Below are 15551 nucleotides of genomic sequence, written 5' to 3'. Positions count from 1 at the left end.
TCTCAAAACTCATAAAATAGTAACTCTCAAAATGAGTGAAAACTCAATCAACTTAATAAAAAGCATACAGTTCCAAGCCAGAACCTTAGCCATATTTCAGTTGTTCCGTTTCCCCGATGATTACACCAACAAGATAGATGGCTTAGAAGTTATAGCGGGCCATTGCCCCTACACGATTATCCTTACCTTTTTGTCCATCAAAGGTTTTACGCTCGCCATAGATATACTCTAGACCAAACGTAATCGGTGTAACTGGCGAATACATGATATTCCACCAACCTTGTTGCAAAGTTTTATTCTGTGCAACATCTTTTGCGATAACAGCCTGCTTAGCAAAGTCATTACTGTCATCAGCAAACATTGCGCCATACGCCAAGGTACTGCGCAATTTAGGGTTAATTTGATAAGTCGCCCCTAGGGTTAGAGCATCGAACTCATTCAGATTTAAACCGAAATTATTTGGATTTACCTTGTAGGCATTGTTGGTATACAGCAAGAATTTGCTATCACCTTTGACATGCGAATAGTCAATCATGGCTTGTAATGCATCAGTGAACTTATATTTTGCACCAACAGCGACACCCCAACCCAATTCTGAATCATTAGCACTGAGTTGTTTGTCATTATTATAAGCAGCTCGACTGCGTGCTTCAGTAATCAATGCACGTGCCGAACTTGTACCCTTACCTTCTGCAAAATCATATTTTAATTTTGAAGTTAAAGCGGGTGCTCGGTTATCGTCATTCCCTTTTTCCAAGGCAACAAAATAATGTGTAGCTGGATTAAGTGCACCGCTGTAACGAACCATTGGCGTACGATAAGTACCGATCCCCAAAGGCGAGTTAAAATCAAGCATTTCTGGCTGTAAGTCAGTTGCCAAGAACGTTGAAGTGGTTTGACCAAATAGCCAATCATTCATTGTTAAATAAGCATGGCGAATACGAATGGTATCATTGCTACTACCACCACGGAAATCGACTTCTAACTTACCGCCCACCTCAGCACCTTCGACTGGTGCTTTAAAATCGAGCCCCAAACGGGTAACTGTTGCAGTGCTGTAGAAGCGATCACTGTTCTTTTCAGCGCCTTCTAAATCAACCTTATTGATGCGGTTAAATATCCCGTCACCACCTTTAGATTGATAAGAAGCATCACCACGTAAGAAACCGTGTAATTTAACTTCTGCACCAGAAGCCGTGTTAAACACCAATTGCGACTTTTTAGGGACGACAGCGGGTGACACAGCTACATTTGCAGGATGATCTGGATGTGTTTCTTTAAAATTAGAATGTTCCTGTACAGGAGCAAGGTCATTTTTTTGTTTTGCTTGGGGAACATATTGCTGTAATAAAGCTTTTAATTCCTTCACTTCATCACGAAGTTGTTGAATCTGTTCTTGCTCACTAGCAGCGTGTGCATTGTTCATCATTAAGGCTACAACAGTGATTGCTAAACCTTGCAGTACGAACGGCTTACGGATGAGAGATACACTCATGAGAAGCTCCTTGTATCTGTGTATATTTCAACATTTTCTAGCGGCATAAAATTGGATAAATTTGCTATGCCGAGGATAGAAAATCCCCCTCACCTTATCAGTAAGGAAAGCCCAATCAGTTTTTTAAAAAGGGCGTATTATGCATAAATTTCGAATATTGTGTGTACTTTTTATTTAAGGAGTTCTCATCATTTTCGCGAGAATAAAAAAATAGTTTTTCGATTTCATTATGTTACTAATAGTTTTCTTTTTCACACAAACCAAACAAAACACATAAAACACACTACAACTTATCTTAAAGCATTCTTTTTATGCTTATTTTTTAAACACAGCTAAAATTGTATGTGAAAAACTATCTGCAAAAACTATTTATTGATTTATAGTCAGCACACATTAAAAGATCAAAATGATGAGGAGTTTTTTTATGAACACGGAACAAGTCCGCTATGTAGATGAAGCGATTACATCTCGTCATTCAGTCCGTGCATTTTTAGATACCCCTGTCGAAACACAAACCATCAAAGATATTTTAGCGGTAGCAAGTCGTGCGCCTTCTGGCACCAATGTTCAGCCTTGGAAAGTCTATGTGGTTACAGGGCAAAAACGCGCAGAGATGATTGACCGTGTCTGCACAGCCCAAATTGAACTATTACAAAAACCTGAGCTTGCAGCACAATATCAAGAGACTTTCGCCTATTATCCTGAAACATGGATTTCCCCTTTTATTGACCGTCGTCGTGCCAATGGTTGGGGACTCTACGGTCTACTCGGTATTCAAAAAGGCGAAAAAGAAAAGATGGCAGCGCAACAACTGCGTAACTTCCAGTTGTTCGATGCGCCTGTTGCCTTATATTTTACCGTCAATAAAGTCATGGGGATTGGTTCAAAAATGGATATTGCCATGATGATCCAGAATGTCATGGTTGCTGCCAAAGCGCGTGGCTTAGATACTTGCCCGCAAGCAGCATGGAATCATTTCCATCCAATCGTACTCGATATTTTGGGTGCACCAGAAGACGAAGAACTAATCTGTGCCGTGGCTTTAGGTTATGCCGACCCAGCGCATATTGTAAATACCTTCATTACACCACGCGAGCCCGTTGAAAACTTTACGGTGTTTCTCGATTAAGCATGTAGATAAAGCAGTTTCTCTAAGCCGAGAGACTGCTTTGCTGTTTTCCGACTTTTAAAATGGCAAACAATCCCGCACTGGTAAACAACAGCATCATGATTCCCATATTCAAAGATGCCTTCCACACCAAGAAGTTCAAAATAATTCCTGCCAATAAACCGCAGGCAAATTGCATACTCCCCATAATCGCACTAGCCGTCCCTGCACGTGCGCCTTGTTGAGACATCGCCAAAGCCATAGCATTCGGACCAGTTAAACCAATCCCGGACACCACCAAGAATAAGCCTGACATTAACAGTAATAACGGTGCATCCGCCATAAGTCCTGCACTCAGCACAATCAATGCCCCAAAACACTGAATTAAACCGCCAAGACGTAACCGCTGAAAAATTCCCATTCGGGTATTCAGATGTTTATTAAGCGAGGACATCAACATGATCCCTGCTGCATTCAACGCAAATGCATAGGAGAAATGCTGCTGTGACAGTCCATATTGCCCCATGAACACTTCGGAAGCAGAGCTGATATAGCAGAACAAGGCTGCGCCAGTTAAACAACCTGCAAACATTGGTACTCTAAAGCTCTCATCTTTGAAAATAGCAGCATAGAGTGTGGTCACTTGATAAGCCGATAATTTTAAACGGCGTTCAACAGGCAGTGACTCTTTAAAGAAGAAATGTACACAGAGCCAACACACCACACCAATCATCGATAAAGTGATAAAAATCGCTTGCCATGGAAAGAAATTAAGAATCCATGCACCAAAGATTGGCGCCAGAATCGGTGCCAGCCCCATCACAATCATCATGCTGGAAAAGGCTTGTGCAGAACCGTGCATATCCAAACGATCACGAATGGTTGCTCGCGCCATGACCACACCGACACAGCCACCTAAAGCTTGAAAGATACGAGCTGCAATCAAAGCCCATTCATTGGTTGCAAATACACAGGCTAAACTGGCGATTGCATAAAGTCCCAAGCCAAAATATAAAGGCTTTTTACGTCCAATACGGTCACTGACAGGCCCATAAATCAGTTGTCCAATTGCCAACCCCAAGAAATACGCGGGTAAGGTATTCGCCACCATTTGCGTACTTACCCCAAACTCTTCTGCCATTTGAGGCAAAGCGGGTAAATACATATCAATCGACAGCGGTCCTAATGCGGTTAACAAAGCAAGCAACAAAATCCATGCTGTTGAATATTGACGTTGATTGGTTTGCTCGGCCTGCATAATGCACTACTTTTCACTTATTACTAGATTCTAAGCTTAGCATCCTCAACATATTTGTGCATAATAAGAATCAGAAAATTGATTGCAGAATACAAAAAGGACAAACTTTGAATCCTTGGTTCGGACGTTTAAGACAAGCAACCTATAACACCACGTTTATGTACAACGTGCGGATGTTAATCGCCTTTACGGGGACTGCTTTTGTTCCCTATCTTTTAGATTATCAATTGGCAACGATTCCTTTAACACTCGGTGTCGTTGCAGCAGCCATTAGTGATATTGATGACCGCTTTTCTGTGCGCATCATGAACCTGATTTATACCTATATCGGGTTCTTCATTACAGCGGCTTCGGTTCAACTGTTATTCCCCTATCCGATCGCCTTTGCAATTGGATTAATCGCCTCTTGTATCGGCTGGATATTATTGGGCTCTTTAGGCCGTCGCTATGCCACCATTGCCTATGGTTGTCTGGTCATTTCAGTCTATTCCATGTTGGGCGTACATTTATTTGAACAATGGTATCTGCAACCTGCTCTTCTTGTTGTTGGTGCAGCTTGGTATGGTTTACTTTCAACCATCAGCTTTCTCTTGTTCCCTGTACGTAAAGTTCAAGATCAGCTGGCTGCATCCTACACCGCCTTAGGGAGTTTCTTATTCGCTAAATCAAACTTATTTGATGTAGATATGACACCCTCTAGCTATCAACAAAGTATGATTGATATCGCCATGGAAAATGGCAAATTGGTCGCAATCTTTAACGATATGCGGATGTCTCTATTGACACGATTAAAAGGCGACCGTGGACAAAAAGGAACTCGACGAAGTCTGCAATATTACTTTGTCGCTCAAGATATTCATGAGCGTGCCGATTCAGCACATATCGATTATCAAAAACTGGCAAAAGTGTTTCAACACAGTGATATTTTATTTCGCTTTCAAAGGATCTTATCAATCCAAGGTAAAGCCTGTCAGGATTTGGCTCAATCTATTTTAAGTCGCACTCGTTATGTGCATAACAAGCGCTTTAAACATAGTTTTGAGAACTTGCGTCTATCGTTGGAAAAACTGCGCAAAGATGGATACTATGATCAAGTCAGAATTAATGCCTTATTTGCACTTTATCAAAACCTAAAGTCGATTGATGCACAGCTACAAAATCTTGAAACAGAAAGAAATCTGCAAAAGATCAATGCACAACATACCGAAAGCCAATTAAAAGATGATGATCTAAAAGGCTGGAATGACATGATGGTGCGAGTGAAACAACATCTCACACCAGAATCAGTATTGTTCCGTCATGCGGTACGTTTATCTATCGTATTGTTTATTGGCTATCTGTTTATTCAACTTACGAATATTGCGTATGGCTACTGGATTCTACTCACCGCATTATTTGTATGCCAACCCAACTTCAATGCCACCAAACGACGTTTATATCTACGGATCGTCGGAACATTGGTCGGTATTATCATTGGTCTTGCCATCATTTATTTTATTCCTTCAATCGAAGGTCAATTGGTGATGTTAATTCTGAGCGGTGTACTGTTTCTGGAACTACGCAGTAAGCAATATGCCCAAGCCACTGCTTTTATTACTATTCTTGCTTTAATCAACTTTAATCTGGACGGTTCTGCATTTGCAGCAGGTTTACCACGTTTTATTGACACCGTCATTGGTTGTGCCTTGGCATGGTTTGGTGTCAGCTTTATTTGGCCAGACTGGAAATTCCGCAGACTACCGCGTTCGATTCAACGTTCTCTACAGGCACAATGTAAATATCTTGCCGAGGTGGTAGAGCAATACCATCAAGGCCGTAATAATGCCCTGAATTATCGTGTGGTTCGACGTGCTGCACATAATACCGATGCTGAAGTGGCTTCCCTGATTTCAACCATTGCAACCGAACCAAATATTGACGTGAATCAAAAAAGTTTAGCTTTTGAGTTTTTATGCTTGAGCCATACTTTTTTAAGCTATATCGCAGCATTAGGCGCGCATCGTGAGCAAATCCTAGATCAGGAAGTATTGGGTTTACTCGATCAAGCTTTAGATGATATCCAAGGTGCGCTGCTCAGAGATGAAGTCCCTGATTTATCAGCACAAAATCTAATGCAAACCATTCGTGACCGTCTCAGCCGCAATGAAGATAATGATCCAAAATCGCTGATTATTTTGCAGCAACTCTCACTCATGCTCAGTGTGTTAACACGTTTAAGCATGTTAAAACAAAGCCTCAGTCATGAGCCTAATGAAGATGGTACCGAATTTGCTTCACTTTAAAGGCTGCTAAGATTGCAGCAGCCCGCCAGGATTCACCTTTGGCATAATATCTTTGCATGCCAATAGGTGTTAAACTTAACCCAGTTATATACTCGTTTTCTATATTATGACCGCCAAAACGCTATACGCTTATACGCTACAACCTGTTCCTTACGAAGTTTCTGAAGCTGAACAACGTCAAGCTCAACTTATGATTTGGCGTAGTACTAACAAATTCAGCCGCAAAGCATGGATGATTATGATTGCACTAGTGGTGCTTTCTTTGGTTGCTGCAGGACTTATTAAATATTACTCCACTTACTCAACTGTGATTTGTTGGGTGGTGATTATCGGTGTGGCACTTTTCTACCTGATCAAACGATTTGGTTTGGAATGGTATGTCAAACGCAAGATGACTGAATTCCCTGTTCAAGAAATCAAAGGACTCCGTTTAGGTGTACAACCTCATGGTATCGTGATGCGCCAAAAAATGGGGCTTCAGGAAGGCACCGCAACGATTGGCTGGAAAGATATTTACGAATGGTATAGTTCACCTGACTTTATTTTGGTGAACTTCAAGGTAAAAACAAAAGGCGAAGAACAACAAGGTGCCTATATTTTACCAAAGCGTATGGACTCGAAAAATTTCTCGTTCAATACCGTACGTAGACATCTGAATGAAACAGTTGGTGCACCTAAATCAATCTAAGTTTTAGTCTCTGACTTAAAAAAACCTCTCCTCATGAGAGGTTTTTTAATGGCCATTAAATAAATGAGAATCAAAATCAATATTACCTGCAAAATCCATATTATGTACTTAATCTTAGGTTATAATTTTTTACATGAATTTCATTATCTTTCCATTTTTTGACCATGCTTAAAAAAGTTTTCTTCCAAATCCATTGGTTTTTAGGGATTACCGCGGGGCTCATTCTCTCTTTAATGGGAGTCACTGGTGCAATCTACTCATACGAACCACAGATTCTAAAATGGATCAACCAAGACAGTTATGTGGTTGAGGTCGCTCAAACACCAAAACTCACCCCTGCCGAGCTATATCAACATTTCAATCAACAACAACCCGAGATTGAAATTAATAGCATCACCATCGCTTCTGATCCAACCGAATCGTCAACCATCAATATTAAAAAAGAAGGTGCGCGTCGTGGTTATAACATGATGGTAAACCCGTATACAGCGGCAGTCTTACCTGAAGTTAAAGGTCGCGACACGCTACAATTTATTCAGCGTTTACACCGTAATTTAACCGCTGGTGAGTTTGGCGCACAAATTACTGGGGCATCGACCCTAATGCTGATTTTCTTTGTATTGAGTGGCATCTATCTACGCTTTCCAAAGAAACATAGCCTTAAACAATGGTTCTTTATTAAACCCAAACTGAAAGGTCGTAATTTTATTTGGGATCTACATGCAGTGGTGGGAACTTGGGTGGTTGTATTCTATCTACTCTTTGCATGTACAGGCTTATATTGGTCTTATGACTGGTGGCGTGCCGGCATGTTCAAAGTCATGGGAGTGGAACAACCACAACGTAACCAACAAAATAATGACCGCGGCAAAGATAAACAACCAGCACTAGAAAAAACGCAGGTCAATACTATCCTGACGCAAACATGGACAGGGGTAAATGCACAGATTGGCCGTGAATATTCTAGCCTGACTTTAAATATTCCTAAACGTGATGATGCCAAGGTTGAAATTTCATTTGTCGATCTCATTCCTCAACATGAGCGCGCACGCAACCAAGCGATCTATAACTATCAAGACAATAAATTCGAAAAATTCGAACTTTATGAAACCAAGAAGCTCAATGAAAAAATCATGAGCAGTATGCTACCGGTGCATCGTGGTAGTTTCTTTGGTTCAACTTATCAATTTATTGCCATGTTGGCTTCATTGGCAATGCCACTGTTCTTTATAACAGGTTGGATGTTATATCTAAAACGTCGCAAGCAGAAGAAGCTGACCCAAGCTGCACGTCAGTCAATCAGTGCACAACAGATGGATCCAAATGCCAAGCCTTGGCTGATCACTTATGCGACGCAAACAGGTGTGGCTGAACAATTAGCATGGCGTACTGCGACCAGCTTGCAGGAAGCGCAACAGCCAACGACGGTTAAACCCATTCAACAGCTCACTGAGCAAGACCTATTAAAAACAGAGTACGTTCTATTTGTTGTAAGTACTTATGGTACAGGTGAGGCACCCGATCTCGCCACAAGTTTCAGCAAGAAATTAATGCAACAAAACCTTGATCTCAGTCAAATGCATTATGCAGTCTTGGCACTCGGATCAAAAGAATATCCAGATAGCTATTGCAGCTTTGGTTATGCCGTAGATACATGGCTAAAACAATGCAAAGCACAACCGTTGTTCGAATTGATCAAAGTAGATAATGCCAATAGCAACGATATTCAGCAATGGAATCAAGCTCTTTCGGTAGTGACCAAGCATGAACTACATGCAATGAATATTGAGAAAGTATTTGATCAATGGACCCTAAGCGAGCGTACCCTGCTCAATCCAGACAGTTTAGGGCAAGCAGCCTATAACATCGAACTCACCACAACTTCTGACATGACATGGCATGCCGGCGATATTGCTGAAATTCAACCAGCCAATAGCTTAGCTGAAATTCAGAATTTCTTGATCAAGCATCAGACCCCAGCACATAGTATCGTAAAATCATTAAACCAAAATATTGAACAACTACTTTGGGATAGAAATCTGCGAGTTGAAATCAAGCCTTTTAGTACACTTGAAGACTTACTTGAACAGTTGCCGACTCTACCAACTCGTGAATATTCAATTGCCAGTATTCCATCGCAACAAATACTACGATTGGTGGTTCGACAAAAACGCGATGAAAATGATCAGCTCGGTCTTGGTTCTGGTTGGTTAACCGAATTTGCAGAGCTTAAGCAAACGATTGCTTTACGTATTCGGACCAATGAATCCTTCCATTTAATTGACGATAACCGACCGATTATCTGTATTGGTAATGGTACCGGTATCGCAGGTCTCATGAGCTTGTTGCAGCAACGTAATCGACAAAATTACACGGCCAACTGGCTCATTTTTGGTGAACGCAAACGTGAACATGATTTCTTCTATCAGGAAACCATCGAAGCGTGGAAAAACATGGGAACTCTACAGCGTTTAGATCTGGCTTTCTCTCGTGACCAAGAACAACGAATCTACGTTCAAGATATTTTGCGCAACAATGCCAATGAGCTAATAAAATGGATTGAGCAAGGTGCTGTGATTTATGTCTGTGGCAGCATTGAAAATATGGCTTCAGGTGTTGATCAAGCATTGATTGATATCCTGAGTGAAGAAAAACTTGATGCATTAAGACAAGCTGGGCGTTATCGTCGAGACGTGTATTAATTCTTTTCAATCTAAAAACGAGTGTTAGTCACTCGTTTTTTTTCATAAGACGATAAGAGAATTTGCCTTTCTTAGAATTTTGCATACACTTAGCACGGTTCAAATCGACACAATTAAGATTATGCAAATAAGTTCATGGGTTCGTATTGTTTTAGCCCTTATCGGTTCAGTGCTGTTCTTAGATGGCGCAATTCTGATCGCTTTTAAAAAGATTCATATCGGAACCGTACTGCCACTGCTACTTGGGCTATTTTTCTGTCTCTATGCTTATTTCTATTATCATATTGAACGTTTCTTTTTCTATCATTTCCGTTTGCATTCAATCTGGCGTTTCGGTTGGCTGTGTTTCTGGATTTGGGTCATTAGCTTAGGCTATTTCTTTGATTATCTTTCAGATAATAATGCCAAAACTCAAAACATCCCTGCAGTTAAAGCGATTATCGTACTTGGCAGTGGCGTGGAAAAAGGACAACCATCTGCAACACTCGCAAAACGTCTAGATCGTGCTGCACCTCTTGCTTTAGCTCAGCCTCAAGCAAAATTAGTCATGACAGGTGGTATTGATTTTGGTGAAACTGATAGCGAAGCCGTGGTGATGTCACGTTACGTACAACAGCACTATCGCATTCCTGCATCACAAATCATTTTGGAAGATAAAAGCACCAGCACTGAGCTAAATCTCAAAAATAGTCAGACCTTATTGCAAGCACAACACATCAATATTCAACAGCCAATTGCAATTGTGACGAGTGATTTCCATACCCTACGCGCCTCAGCAATTGCCAAGAAACAAGGCTATCGCAATATCACCATGCTGGGTGCAACCACACCTTTGGCGACACGTTATAACGCATGGTTAAGAGAATACTTTGCCTATGCCAGTGGTTGGTTCTTAAATGAGTATTGATTGAGAGATTATTCTTTCAATTTCAGGATGATGCTGAGTTATGCAAACGAATATCACGTGGTAATGGTAGTTTTAACTCAGCAAATACATCTGGGCGTTGTAAATAAACTTGATATAAAAAATTCTTAATATCCAATAATAACGCATCAGGGGAAACCAACAGATTATTTCCCTCTGGGGTTAAATCTAAAGATAAAATCGTATTATTTTCTTTTAAAAATGGAATCAACTTTTCAATAAAAGCCAGTAAGGGCACTTCCTGAATTTCGTATTGTGCCCAATTATCTTTAATCAGTAATTTTGCCAGACTTTTATTCTGCCAGACTGATAGCGCATGCTGTCCTGATGGTGTTGAGCATAAAGCCCACCCCTCATGATAAAGCGCAATCACATGGCGTTGCATAATAATATTTTGAATAAACTGACGATAAGCGTCTTTGAGTGAAGAACCAGAAGGTGTAGTTTGAGATTTCGACGCAGCCTTGCGTTGATATGGATTTCTCATAAAGTACTTCAATATTAGAATCATTATTGACGCTAATCATAGAATAACTTTGTATGGATTACAATGATCTAAGATTTGAAGAGAGATATGGTGGGCGCTGACGGGATCGAACCGCCGACATTCTGCTTGTAAGGCAGACGCTCTACCAACTGAGCTAAGCGCCCTGAGGAATAAAAATTGATTGAATATCAATTTTTATGACGCAAGACAAACGGAGTGCGTAGTGTCTTACATTATCACCCTCTTGAACAGGGAATCAAGAGAATGGCGCAGCGGACGGGGCTCGAACCCGCGACCCTCGGCGTGACAGGCCGATATTCTAACCAACTGAACTACCGCTGCACTGGATTACTTCATAGTAAGAAGTAAATGTCACAAATTATGGTGGGCGCTGACGGGATCGAACCGCCGACATTCTGCTTGTAAGGCAGACGCTCTACCAACTGAGCTAAGCGCCCTAAGGAATAAAAACTGACTAACTATCAATCTTTATGACGCAAGATAAAAATTATCATCTTGTATCCCAAGGTGTTCATTCTTGCAAATTTAAGTGGCGCAGCGGACGGGGCTCGAACCCGCGACCCTCGGCGTGACAGGCCGATATTCTAACCAACTGAACTACCGCTGCACTTGAGTTTTAACGTAAAGGCTGGTGGGCGCTGACGGGATCGAACCGCCGACATTCTGCTTGTAAGGCAGACGCTCTACCAACTGAGCTAAGCGCCCTTAACGTCTTCATCGTTTGTGAGGTGCATTATAGAGAATCTTTACAGCCTGTCAAACGCTTTTGCCACTGTTTTCCTAAAAAACCGCACGAATGATTAAAAAATAAGTAATTCTTTGAAAAAATCAACATTTCCGTATTTTATTTAAGCACTTATTTGCATTTTCATGCATTATTTTCCAAGGCTTGTTCAGAAATATAAACCACAGCTTGCTCAGAAACGAGTTCATACAATTCAAGAATTTCATCATTCTTCATCCGAATACAGCCATGCGACATCGGGATGCCCATCGGTTCTGTATCTGGTGTACCATGAATATAGATATAACGCTTAAAAGTGTCACACCCTTCCCCATGATTAAAACCGTTCTCTAAACCATCCAACCATAAGATACGAGATAAAATCCAATCTCGTTGTGGAAATTGTTGTGCTAATTGTTGGTTATACACTTCGCCTGTAAGCTGACGTGCAATAAAGACGGCATTTTTAGGCGCATCTCCCCCAATTTTTTGTGCAATCTGATGCCAACCTCTTGGAGTCTTACCACTATTTTCTTGTTCGCCAATACCGTTCTTACCAGAAGAGATCACATAAAATTTATTATGTTTTGGCAAATGTAAGGTTTGTTTTGCTAAATCAATGACGATGTCTGCCTGATCTAGGGTATAGCTCATTTTTATCTCGATAGATGATAGAACAGTTTTATTTCAACATAGACCGCAATCTTTTTCTTGTATTTTTAGGTAGTTTTCATTGCTCGCTGGTTTTAAATATAGAAACAAAATAATGCGGCATGATTTGATCTTGCTCAGACCTTTTTGGATCGGCGAAAAGCAGTACTTTAATCAACTCTCAGAACAAAGGATTTCTTTTCTTAACTCGCCACTCGCGGCATATGAGCCATATTTGGCGTAAGGTCTTGTGCATGAGGAATATATTCCGCAAGAGCGTTACTTTCTTAACGTATTTACTCGAACATAGTTCTCGTCTTGCACTCGGACAAAGCGTTGCTTTGTTTATCCTCGCTCAGGCTCGGGTCTTAACCACAACCACACAGCAACGATAAACATAGTGACATCAGTAAAGACTTTTACCCAAAATGGCGCATTGGTAAATAGCATTAAGATACCGCTAATCAACATCATGATACTGGCGATCCATTTTGCTTTGCGAGGAACCGTGCCATGTTCGCGCCAATTGCGTAAGGTCGGACCATATTTAGGATGATTCAATAACCATGCATCCATTTCAGGCCAGCCTTTCGAAGCAGCCCATGCTGCCAAAATCAGAAATACAGTGGTTGGCATCCCCGGTAGAATTGCCCCAATAATTCCTAACGTAATAAAAATCACGACTAAACTACGCCAGAATAATGTTTTCATTGAGCAATTAACCAACACCGATTTACAACCGTGCTAGTATAAAGCGTTTTTATCGTTCTTTCTTAAACTTCACTTATTATTTCAATGATTGAGTTAATTCATGTCTAATCTGATTGCCACTTCCAGTTATTTTGAACCGTGGTTACAGTTTAAGCATCCTATCGTGCGGCATTTAGCGTTTTGTATTGCCAGTCCTAATATTTTGGCTCAAATTCCCAATGACCTGAATGTAAAGCATCATTTTGAACTTCATCACGATTCGATTTGGCACAGCCATTACCAAAACTATGAACAGAGATTGAAGCAGCTCGATCAGCAGCCCCAGCCACTGATTGATTTTCTTGCACAATTAAAAAGTACACGCCTCGGTTTGCGTTTTGAAAATTTATTGTGGTTTTGGCTACAAGATGATGCTTACCATCCTTATCAACTGTTAGGGCATAGTATCCAAAAAATTGCAGGTGCCGTGACCTTAGGTGAACTTGATTTTGTTGTACTGAATACACAGACAGATGAAATTGAACACTGGGAAGTGGCTTTAAAATATTACCTAGGTGAAAACAAATTAGATTTAGCGGAATGGTACGGCCTAAACCGAGAAGATACCCTGCATCGAAAATTAAAACATTTTACTGAACGTCAATTCCAGTTTTCAGAAGCCAATCATCATCACATTCAAAGAAAGTTTGCCGTGATGAAAGGCCAACTCTATCTCCCCCAAGAGCAAAATAACTTAAATTTACCCTCTTGGATCAATGCATCACGACGTTTAGGGCAATGGGGGACATTCATCCCGCAAACACCTTATTATCGCTTGCAACGGCATGAATGGCTCTGTCCTGATTTAGAGCCTTCATCAGAAACAGCAGTCTGGTGGACCAATGGGCTTTATTATCAAAAGACTCCCACCTGTACTTTTTATATGTTTCGCCAACCTTCACTTTTATTTATGCAATAAAGTGAATTATTATTCTACAAATTAACATTTTATAACATATCTACCATCAAACCCACATGGTCATTTCCTGTTAACTTTTTTAGCCTCTTAAGTACATCATAATTAAATTGAAATGGAGACGATGATGAAAAAAATTTTAGTTGCTTCAATCATGACTGCTTTTGTTTTAACTGGCTGTAATACATTCAAAGGTATTGGTAAAGATGTGTCTAAGGCAGGTGATAAAGTCACACAAACTGCGGAGAAAACACAAAATAAAATGTAATCCCTGAAAGCAACTTACCAAAACCTTATCTAAACCTAGATAAGGTTTATTTTTCCATACCTTTCTGCTGCATATTCCCCTATTATATCGGTTCACATTTCACCAGATTTAGCAACATCTCGCATGAACCATTCCGATACGCTTGAACTTAGTTTACAACTCCTACGTCAACCTTCTGTTACTCCTGTAGACCATGATTGTCAGAACATCATGGCTGAACGATTGGCAAAGATTGGCTTTAATATCGAACACATGCGTTTTGAAGATGTTGATAATTTATGGGCACGTCGCGGTACTGAAAATCCAGTATTCTGCTTTGCAGGACATACTGATGTGGTACCCACTGGCCATTTAGATGCATGGAATTCAGATCCATTCCTGCCGAGCATTCGCGATGGTAAGTTGTATGGTCGTGGTTCAGCGGACATGAAAACAGCTTTGGCTGCAATGGTCGTTGCATCTGAACGCTTTGTTGCAAAGCATCCAAATCATAAAGGCTCGATCGCCTATCTGATCACCTCTGATGAAGAAGGCCCATCGATTAACGGTACCGTTAAAGTCGTGGAAACATTAGAAGCGCGTAATGAAAAGATGACTTGGTGTTTGGTGGGTGAACCATCGAGCACAAATCAATTGGGTGATATCGTCAAGAATGGTCGTCGTGGCTCTTTAAATGCCGTACTTACTGTTCATGGTAAGCAAGGTCATGTTGCCTATCCACATCTAGCTGAAAACCCAATTCACTCTGCTTCTAAAGCCATCAATGAATTGTGTGAAACTCTCTGGGACAATGGCAATGAATATTTCCCTGCAACTTCATTTCAAATTTCCAATATTCAAGCAGGCACAGGCGCAACCAACGTTATTCCCGGCACCTTAAAAGTCACTTTCAACTTCCGTTATTCAACCGAAGTCACTGCTGATATCTTAAAACAGCGTGTACTTGAGACCTTAGACAAGCATCAACTGAATTATGATATTCAGTGGACTTTATCGGGTTTGCCATTCCTCACCCCTGTCGGTGAATTGGTGAATGCAGCAAAAACTGCAATTAAAAGTGTCACGGGCATTGATACTGTACTTTCAACCAGCGGTGGAACGTCAGATGGCCGCTTTATTGCACCCACAGGCGCACAAGTGCTTGAATTAGGCGTATTGAATGCCACGATTCATCAGATCAATGAGCATGTCAATGTGGCAGAGCTTGAACCATTGGCTGAAATCTATGAACAGATCTTAATCGAGCTGCTTGCTTAAAAATAAAAACATATCAATA

General features: G+C 40.8%; 13 protein-coding genes and 5 tRNA genes. 8 read left to right on the top strand and 10 right to left on the bottom strand.

All coding sequences use genetic code 11. From position 1 onward, the window contains the following. Positions 1-142 precede the first annotated feature (142 nt). Positions 143-1495 (bottom strand): DcaP family trimeric outer membrane transporter, encoded by a 1353-nt coding sequence (locus F909_RS11570; RefSeq protein WP_005150105.1) that lies wholly within the window; start codon positions 1493-1495, stop codon positions 143-145. A gap of 424 nt (positions 1496-1919) precedes the next feature. On the opposite strand from F909_RS11570, the gene F909_RS11575 reads away from it, so the two are divergent. Further along, positions 1920-2624 carry a nitroreductase gene (locus F909_RS11575; protein ID WP_005150104.1) on the top strand — a complete coding sequence of 235 codons (705 nt, stop codon included), beginning with the start codon at positions 1920-1922 and terminating at the stop codon, positions 2622-2624. A gap of 22 nt (positions 2625-2646) precedes the next feature. On the opposite strand, the gene F909_RS11580 is transcribed toward F909_RS11575, so the two are convergent. Further along, positions 2647-3861, bottom strand: a complete 1215-nt coding sequence (locus tag F909_RS11580; RefSeq protein ID WP_005150102.1) for a multidrug effflux MFS transporter — start codon at positions 3859-3861, stop codon at positions 2647-2649. A 107-nt stretch (positions 3862-3968) separates the two neighbouring features. Here F909_RS11580 and yccS point away from each other — a divergent pair, with 107 nt between their 5' ends. The 4 genes from yccS to F909_RS11600 all read left to right on the top strand — a co-directional run bounded on the left by yccS (position 3969) and on the right by F909_RS11600 (position 10440). After that, on the top strand, positions 3969-6143 hold the full coding sequence (gene yccS, locus F909_RS11585) for a YccS family putative transporter (protein WP_005150100.1): 2175 nt from the start codon (positions 3969-3971) through the stop codon (positions 6141-6143). 106 nt (positions 6144-6249) lie between these two features. Continuing rightward, positions 6250-6831, top strand: coding sequence for a YcxB family protein (locus F909_RS11590; protein WP_005150099.1), 582 nt, complete (start codon positions 6250-6252; stop codon positions 6829-6831). A 164-nt stretch (positions 6832-6995) separates the two neighbouring features. Then, a complete protein-coding gene (locus F909_RS11595; protein ID WP_005150096.1) occupies positions 6996-9533 on the top strand; it encodes a PepSY domain-containing protein in 2538 nt (845 codons plus the stop codon). Between the two features lie 121 nt (positions 9534-9654). Continuing rightward, positions 9655-10440 carry a YdcF family protein gene (locus F909_RS11600; protein WP_005150093.1) on the top strand — a complete coding sequence of 262 codons (786 nt, stop codon included), beginning with the start codon at positions 9655-9657 and terminating at the stop codon, positions 10438-10440. A gap of 22 nt (positions 10441-10462) precedes the next feature. Here F909_RS11600 and F909_RS11605 read toward each other — a convergent pair whose 3' ends face one another. The 8 genes from F909_RS11605 to F909_RS11640 all read right to left on the bottom strand — a co-directional run bounded on the left by F909_RS11605 (position 10463) and on the right by F909_RS11640 (position 13052). Further along, positions 10463-10945: a DUF2750 domain-containing protein gene (locus F909_RS11605; protein ID WP_005150091.1), complete on the bottom strand. Its 483-nt coding sequence runs from the start codon at positions 10943-10945 to the stop codon at positions 10463-10465. An 88-nt stretch (positions 10946-11033) separates the two neighbouring features. Further along, a tRNA-Val gene (locus F909_RS11610) sits at positions 11034-11109 on the bottom strand. Positions 11110-11210: 101 nt separating this feature from the next. Then, positions 11211-11287 (bottom strand) — tRNA-Asp (locus tag F909_RS11615). Between the two features lie 40 nt (positions 11288-11327). Then, positions 11328-11403: transfer RNA gene (locus F909_RS11620), tRNA-Val, on the bottom strand. A 93-nt stretch (positions 11404-11496) separates the two neighbouring features. Then, positions 11497-11573, bottom strand: a tRNA-Asp gene (locus F909_RS11625). 22 nt (positions 11574-11595) lie between these two features. Continuing rightward, a tRNA-Val gene (locus F909_RS11630) sits at positions 11596-11671 on the bottom strand. Positions 11672-11834: 163 nt separating this feature from the next. Continuing rightward, the gene (gene elsL / locus F909_RS11635) at positions 11835-12344 is read right to left on the bottom strand and encodes a cell wall-recycling L,D-carboxypeptidase ElsL (protein ID WP_005150089.1); all 510 of its coding nucleotides are present in this window, start codon (positions 12342-12344) and stop codon (positions 11835-11837) included. A gap of 342 nt (positions 12345-12686) precedes the next feature. Continuing rightward, complete coding sequence (locus tag F909_RS11640) at positions 12687-13052, bottom strand: YbaN family protein (protein ID WP_005150086.1); 366 nt, start codon at positions 13050-13052, stop codon at positions 12687-12689. A gap of 100 nt (positions 13053-13152) precedes the next feature. On the opposite strand from F909_RS11640, the gene F909_RS11645 reads away from it, so the two are divergent. From F909_RS11645 to dapE, 3 genes are all read left to right on the top strand, one after another. Next, positions 13153-14010 carry a DUF1853 family protein gene (locus tag F909_RS11645; RefSeq protein WP_005150085.1) on the top strand — a complete coding sequence of 286 codons (858 nt, stop codon included), beginning with the start codon at positions 13153-13155 and terminating at the stop codon, positions 14008-14010. 121 nt (positions 14011-14131) lie between these two features. Further along, on the top strand, positions 14132-14275 hold the full coding sequence (locus F909_RS11650; RefSeq protein WP_168926886.1) for an entericidin A/B family lipoprotein: 144 nt from the start codon (positions 14132-14134) through the stop codon (positions 14273-14275). A gap of 123 nt (positions 14276-14398) precedes the next feature. Beyond that, on the top strand, positions 14399-15532 hold the full coding sequence (gene dapE / locus F909_RS11655) for a succinyl-diaminopimelate desuccinylase (protein ID WP_005150082.1): 1134 nt from the start codon (positions 14399-14401) through the stop codon (positions 15530-15532). Positions 15533-15551 lie beyond the last annotated feature (19 nt).

Source organism: Acinetobacter sp. ANC 3929, from assembly GCF_000369405.1.
In the GTDB taxonomy this organism is placed as follows: Bacteria; Pseudomonadota; Gammaproteobacteria; order Pseudomonadales; family Moraxellaceae; genus Acinetobacter.
Note: the sequence above shows the minus strand (reverse complement) of the source record. Positions and strands in the feature narration are given on the sequence as shown.

Bases quoted from the DNA above. Each gene is read 5' to 3' on its own strand.
- F909_RS11580 (WP_005150102.1), bottom strand. From the start codon at position 3,861: ATGCAGGCCGAGCAAACCAATCAACGTCAATATTCAACAGCATGGATT.
- F909_RS11595 (WP_005150096.1), top strand. From the start codon at position 6,996: ATGCTTAAAAAAGTTTTCTTCCAAATCCATTGGTTTTTAGGGATTACC.
- F909_RS11650 (WP_168926886.1), top strand. From the start codon at position 14,132: ATGATGAAAAAAATTTTAGTTGCTTCAATCATGACTGCTTTTGTTTTA.
- F909_RS11605 (WP_005150091.1), bottom strand. From the start codon at position 10,945: ATGAGAAATCCATATCAACGCAAGGCTGCGTCGAAATCTCAAACTACA.
- F909_RS11645 (WP_005150085.1), top strand. From the start codon at position 13,153: ATGTCTAATCTGATTGCCACTTCCAGTTATTTTGAACCGTGGTTACAG.
- elsL (WP_005150089.1), bottom strand. From the start codon at position 12,344: ATGAGCTATACCCTAGATCAGGCAGACATCGTCATTGATTTAGCAAAA.
- F909_RS11600 (WP_005150093.1), top strand. From the start codon at position 9,655: ATGCAAATAAGTTCATGGGTTCGTATTGTTTTAGCCCTTATCGGTTCA.
- F909_RS11640 (WP_005150086.1), bottom strand. From the start codon at position 13,052: ATGAAAACATTATTCTGGCGTAGTTTAGTCGTGATTTTTATTACGTTA.
- dapE (WP_005150082.1), top strand. From the start codon at position 14,399: ATGAACCATTCCGATACGCTTGAACTTAGTTTACAACTCCTACGTCAA.
- F909_RS11570 (WP_005150105.1), bottom strand. From the start codon at position 1,495: ATGAGTGTATCTCTCATCCGTAAGCCGTTCGTACTGCAAGGTTTAGCA.
- F909_RS11590 (WP_005150099.1), top strand. From the start codon at position 6,250: ATGACCGCCAAAACGCTATACGCTTATACGCTACAACCTGTTCCTTAC.
- F909_RS11575 (WP_005150104.1), top strand. From the start codon at position 1,920: ATGAACACGGAACAAGTCCGCTATGTAGATGAAGCGATTACATCTCGT.